Source organism: Bacillus sp. JJ722 (genome assembly GCF_036963345.1).
In the GTDB taxonomy this organism is placed as follows: Bacteria; Bacillota; Bacilli; order Bacillales; family DSM-1321; genus Bacillus_AD.
Genome location: NZ_JBALMO010000269.1, coordinates 1 through 5,757, shown reverse-complemented (window position 1 = coordinate 5,757; position 5,757 = coordinate 1). Strand labels below are relative to the sequence as shown.

General features: G+C 31.8%; 5 protein-coding genes. All 5 read right to left on the bottom strand.

Features of this window, described 5'->3' with window-relative positions; all coding sequences use genetic code 11:
- Window positions 1-295: 295 nt before the first annotated feature.
- Window positions 296-700: an ectoine synthase gene (locus tag V7014_RS23350; RefSeq protein WP_335510845.1), complete on the bottom strand. Its 405-nt coding sequence runs from the start codon at window positions 698-700 to the stop codon at window positions 296-298.
- A gap of 209 nt (window positions 701-909) precedes the next feature.
- A complete protein-coding gene (locus tag V7014_RS23345; protein WP_335510843.1) occupies window positions 910-1,680 on the bottom strand; it encodes an alpha/beta fold hydrolase in 771 nt (256 codons plus the stop codon).
- A gap of 595 nt (window positions 1,681-2,275) precedes the next feature.
- On the bottom strand, window positions 2,276-2,980 hold the full coding sequence (locus V7014_RS23340; protein WP_335510841.1) for a DinB family protein: 705 nt from the start codon (window positions 2,978-2,980) through the stop codon (window positions 2,276-2,278).
- 236 nt (window positions 2,981-3,216) lie between these two features.
- Window positions 3,217-5,127, bottom strand: coding sequence for an 8-amino-7-oxononanoate synthase (bioF, locus tag V7014_RS23335; protein WP_335510839.1), 1,911 nt, complete (start codon window positions 5,125-5,127; stop codon window positions 3,217-3,219).
- Complete coding sequence (locus tag V7014_RS23330) at window positions 5,114-5,665, bottom strand: hypothetical protein (RefSeq protein ID WP_335510838.1); 552 nt, start codon at window positions 5,663-5,665, stop codon at window positions 5,114-5,116. The genes bioF and V7014_RS23330 overlap by 14 nt, the downstream gene beginning before the upstream one ends.
- Window positions 5,666-5,757: the final 92 nt, after the last annotated feature.

Genomic DNA, 5,757 nt, shown 5'->3' with positions numbered 1-5,757 from the left:
CAACTATATTAATCATTTACCTAACTCCTATAAATATTGTTTTGAAATTATATCACTTTAAACTTCTTAAATACAATGTAAAGCTGTACAATTATTTCGACATGTCTTTTTTCTTGCGTCCTAGATTAAAGGTTATTACGAAAATTCAATGTTACACTTTTACCATCATATCCACTTTTATTCACAAACAAATACTGGTTGTTGATTTTCATATGGTTTTTAACTAAAGGTTAAAAAAAGAAGACATTTGGCGCATGACAACATATGTACATAAATCCTCATTTTTAGATGTTTATTATTCTGTTAAAACAGGATATGTGCCTTCTTCGTCATGAATCTCCTTTCCTGTTAGTGGAGGGTTAAATACACAGACAAGATGTAAATCAGCAGTTGTAGCTCGAATATAATGTCTATCATGTTCATTTAATGCGTACATTGTTCCTGGTGAGATTTTGTGAATTACTCCAGTTTTATTACCATTCTCATCTGCAATTTCAATTTCTCCCTCACCTTCAATACAATAACACGCTTCAAAGTGATTCTTATACCAATGGTAGTTATCAGCACCTTTTTTAACAACAGTGACTGTCATCGAAAACCCCATACCATCTTTGTGAAGTAGTAACCTTCTACTATTCCAGTTATCTCCAGCGACATCTAAGTCAGTATTTATAATATCTTCCAATTTTCTTACTATCATCAAAATCACTCCTATTTCTTATTCACACCACTGAAATTACAGCTGTTTTATTAATAAATATATTCATTCATCTTTAGAAAATATTAAATTGCTCCTTTAGTTAAGAGAAAACAATGAGGCAACAGCTTAAATAATCGCCCAACTCAATTGTTTACATTATGTAATTGGTTATAAGTGCAACCCTAACTATTAACACCTTACCATTTAAATTAGAAAACTGTATCAATAAATTCCTCGACTATCTGATTAAATTGTTCAGGCTGCTCTAAATAAGGCAAATGTCCACAGTTCTCTAACTCTACAAATGTAGAATATGATAGATATTGCTTAAATTCTCTCATGTAACTTTCAGGAACAAAATGGTCATTTATTCCTCTTATCAGTAAAACAGGGCATTTAATATTAGATAAATACTGACGTTGATCATAATCAACTAACTCAGAAAACAACCTTTGTATATGAGCTGGATTTAGTGACCGGACAGAATGGTGAAATCCTCTAACAATTGTTTCATTCTCCGCTACTCCCATTTCCTTCAACAACGTATCAGCCCAAGTTTTACCCTGGTCATTGAGACTAAGTAAATCGTATACTTCTATCCGTTCTTTTCGATCCACTGGTTCTAAGTGAGCAAATGCATTTATAATGATTAAAGCTGAAACAAGATCTGGATATTGAGAAGCCAAATCAATCCCTACTCTAGCTCCTTTTGAAAGCCCACAAATAACAACGGATTCTAATTTCAAGTAATTGATTAAGGTAAGTACAACATTTGGATACTCCTTAAAATGAATATCCTCCCCTTCAGACCTTCCATGCCCAGGTAAATCTAAAGAAATCACTGTCCAATTACTAGCGAAATATTTCCTTTGATAGTACCAATTATTCGCGTTTCCACCAAGACCATGCAAGAATAATATTACAGGTCCATCACCTTCGACATTGTAAAAAATGTTTCTATTTTCATATGTAAAATGCATGTTTATCATCCTTTTCTAGTATGTAGCTCAAATCTCTTCTTCAATACTGGTATGCAACTCCATTCATGGCAATAGTTATGATTACTATTCTTATATAATTTTATCAAACTGAATAAAATATCGCGAAATATATAACCTGATCTGTTTAAAGCACTCTTTTTCAATCTTAAATAACTTAATATTTTCATAAAAAGAATTTCTGCTTTTACATAATTCATTTTGTTTTCTTTAGTAGCAATTAAATATCAAGTTGAATCCGGCATGAACACTTATTTGAATTCGATTCTATATTGCATTCAGCCCATATAGTACTAACTAATTTGTATCCAAATCTCAATATTCACATTCATTATCTGTTCATTCTATCCATGATAGACTTAATAAAAACAGTTTTATCTTCAGCAAACTACCTTTGGTAATCCAAGCATTTTCTATACCTCACATCACTTAAACTATACACCATCTCTTTAGTATTCAAATTATCTTCCTCCATTAAACTGCTCCGCCTTAACAGATAATATCTCTTACTAAGAGATATTAAAAATATAAAATTAGACAACGACTATTCCAAATACAAAAAAGCCATTCCTTATTTTTAGAATGGTTTCTTTGTTTGCTTTTTGATTTTATCTTTTATACGAAGGCATTTATTCAAGTGTAAAAAATTATGTCTTGTTGCGGGCATCAATATAAGCCCAGCAATGGTTTTTTTGCTCCAGTAGTCAGCTAGCCATTTGGAATTATGTGAAACAGCATTTTCTTCATACAATCGTTTAATTCTTTTTTGTACAACTTTTTCTTTAAATTGCCCAGGTTGCAATGAAGATACGACTTGCTTAGTACGTTTACCAACCTTAGCTCTGTACGCTAATAACGATTTAATATCAATTCTTGAACTTAATAAAGCAATGTCCTCTTCACTCATATCATTACCAGAATGGGAAAATTCAATATTCATTTTCATGAACCAATTGTCAGAAAAAAGAACTTGTTGTTCATCAGCAATTAATATATTCATAGTCATATCTTCGATTCGGGCAATATGCCATAAATGCCAAGCAATCGAATTTTTTGTATCAGGATTTAGTACTGGATACTGCCTAAAGTTTGTTTCATCCATATTCCTCAACATCCCATCTTCCAATGTTATCTGATCCGTTTGACTGATAGAGGAAGAATGTAGCAAAGAATGCTGAGATAGAAATAATTGAATTGCCTGTGAGTGTTCTTCTGATTTTAAAATGATTTCTGTTAAAATCTTATGGTTTTCATTCCAAGTCTTTCGTTGTATTAAATCCATTAAAATCATTCGCTCCTAAACTTTGTGATAAGTAATTATTCTATTTCATAATTATAATACTTTAAAGTTAACTTGAAAAAAGATAAACCAACAAATGATGTGGAAAGTCGCGAAAATTTTCTACTCAAAACCATTAAACTAAATAGTTATTGTTATCCTTTCTAAAAATACCCATTAATCACAAACATCCAAACTAAAATTTATATTTTTATTATCAATAACGTTTATCCTGTCTATCAATCTAACGTTCTTATAGTACTACTAATAGCAATAGCTACCTCTGATAATTCTTCTTTTGAATGATTTGCCATTAGTGCCACACGTAATCGTGAACTTCCCTTTAAAACGGTTGGATATCGAATGCCAGAAATATAATATCCCTCTTCAAAAAGCTTAGTAGATGCCTTTACGACTTTTTCTTCATCACCAATAATAATAGGAAATATTGCCGTTTTTGATTGAGCCAAAACATTATTTTCCTCCAAGCAATGATTAAAAAACTCTATATTATCCTGTAACTTTCTTACTTGTGTTGAGTCCTTCATTAATAATGAAATAGCTGCAACTGACGAACCCATAGTTACTGGAGATAGAGATGTAGAAAAAATAAAGCTCCGTGCCTTATTCTTTAAAAATTCAATAAGGATCTTCTTTCCACAAACAAAACCGCCCTCACCACCTAGGGCTTTACTAAGAGTTCCCATAATAATATCTGGTTTGTTTTCCATACGAAAATATTCACAAATGCCACGACCATTTTCACCGATAACACCCGTGGAATGGGCTTCGTCAATCATAGAGAACAAACCATATTTATCCGCAATGTTCACTAATTCCGGAAGATTTACAATGTCTCCATCCATACTGAATACAGCATCACTTACAATCAAACCACTTTGACATGGGTGTTTAAGTATCTTTTCTTCCAAATCTCTCATATCATTATGCTTATAGACAACAATTTTTGCTTTGCTAAGCCTACAACCGTCGATAATACTTGCATGGTTTAATTCATCACTAAATATAACATCATTGTTAGAGCATAATGCCGCTATTGTCCCTACATTAGCCATATAACCTGAATTAAATACCAATGCCGCCTCTGTATCCTTAAATTCTGCAAGCTTTTTTTCTAAAAGAGTATGAATGGTAGTTGTACCTGTAGTTAATCTAGACCCCCCAGAACCAATACCATATTCTTCGCCTATTTTAAAAGCATATTCCTTAATACGGCTATCAGTAGATAAATTGAGGTAATTATTTGAAGCCATCATAACTAGATCTTTACCCTCATATTTCACATGTGAACATTGAGATGATTCAATTTCTTTCATCGAACGATACAAATGATTCTCTCTCAACAAATCTAACTCTTGCTCCATTTTCAACCACTTATCCAGTTTAGGTTTATTATTATCAATATTTTCAACTACTACCTTCTTCTTTTCTAAATAAGATATGGTATCTTTTAAATTACTCTCTTTCTCACGATATAAAAATATCCTACCTCCATTTTCGCTGCCAACTTCCTTAAGCTTCGTTATTCTAACATAACCTAATTCTTTAGATGCCACATATCCGGTCACATAATCTAAATCATCAGAAATGCATATTTCTCCAATAATATTAGGTGCGTTAGCAACTTTAGTCGCTAAAACTATAGCCTCCTTAAAGTGATTTTTTGATTTATTGTAATCCTCATAACCCTTTCTCAAAAAATCCATATAAGTAGCTCTAATTCCACGTTCTTTATCCACTTCTATACGTTCTAATGAATCTACATCAAGAAGGATTGCACCTCGCATCGAATATGATTCCTTTAGTTTCTCAAGAATGTCATCACCATTTGGTATATCCATTTTTACAAGTAACTCTTTAACCCGATTTAAACCTTCTTTATAATCTGCAACTTCAATTGTCCTTACAGGTAAAGCATCCAAATGAAGTATTTCCTCTGACTTTATTTTCTCAATCTTAACGTTAATAAAATCAGCCTTTCCCTTTGTATGATGCAAAGCTCTATTCACTAATGCTTCAGTATGAAAGTTTAATTCGTTTTCGTTAACCATTTTTTCCGCACCAGATATGTGTTTTGAATTCCCATTTATATTTTTGGATGCTCTCATTTTTATGCTATATTGATTCATATTTTCTTGACCCCATTTTATTTTCATGATTAATTATGAAATCTTGAAATATGGTTAGTTTCATATTCTTTTTTGCAATTGGAAATACAATAGCAGTTATAATAGCCGTAAAAATCATTCCTGGTAAAGCGGCTACAATAAGTATTGCAGGATTTACATCCAGAACTGCTGCTAATACAAATCTAGCAACCAATGTTCCAATAGGACCAGCTACAATTAAAATAATCAAAGTTGTACCAAAGATACTGATGATACCCCCAGCAACTATCCGAAATATCATAGCTACGAGAACATTAACAATTGTATGTGTACCTATTAACATATTAATTCCGCTCGCAATAATACCTGCCGATAAATATCTTTTAAATCCAAATAAAGCTGCTATTACTACAGCGATCGGGGCAGACAATTGAAATTCAGTTCCGACAAAAGGTGATGGAATTTTAAAAGTTCCAGATACTGCAATTATTGCAGCCAACATAGCTATAAGTGTTATTTCCTTTGTTCTATTAGTCTCTTTCCTCTTTTTCAAAAGCATTACTCCTTCCAAATATCATAAAATTATTTTATAGTATCTCAATTATATATGTAAACTAAAATTAAATAAAGTTGACATATAAAACATAATTA

Coding starts and splice junctions, on each gene's coding strand:
- V7014_RS23350 (WP_335510845.1), bottom strand. CDS start 700: ATGATAGTAAGAAAATTGGAAGATATTATAAATACTGACTTAGATGTC.
- V7014_RS23330 (WP_335510838.1), bottom strand. CDS start 5,665: ATGCTTTTGAAAAAGAGGAAAGAGACTAATAGAACAAAGGAAATAACA.
- bioF (WP_335510839.1), bottom strand. CDS start 5,127: ATGAATCAATATAGCATAAAAATGAGAGCATCCAAAAATATAAATGGG.
- V7014_RS23345 (WP_335510843.1), bottom strand. CDS start 1,680: ATGCATTTTACATATGAAAATAGAAACATTTTTTACAATGTCGAAGGT.
- V7014_RS23340 (WP_335510841.1), bottom strand. CDS start 2,980: ATGGATTTAATACAACGAAAGACTTGGAATGAAAACCATAAGATTTTA.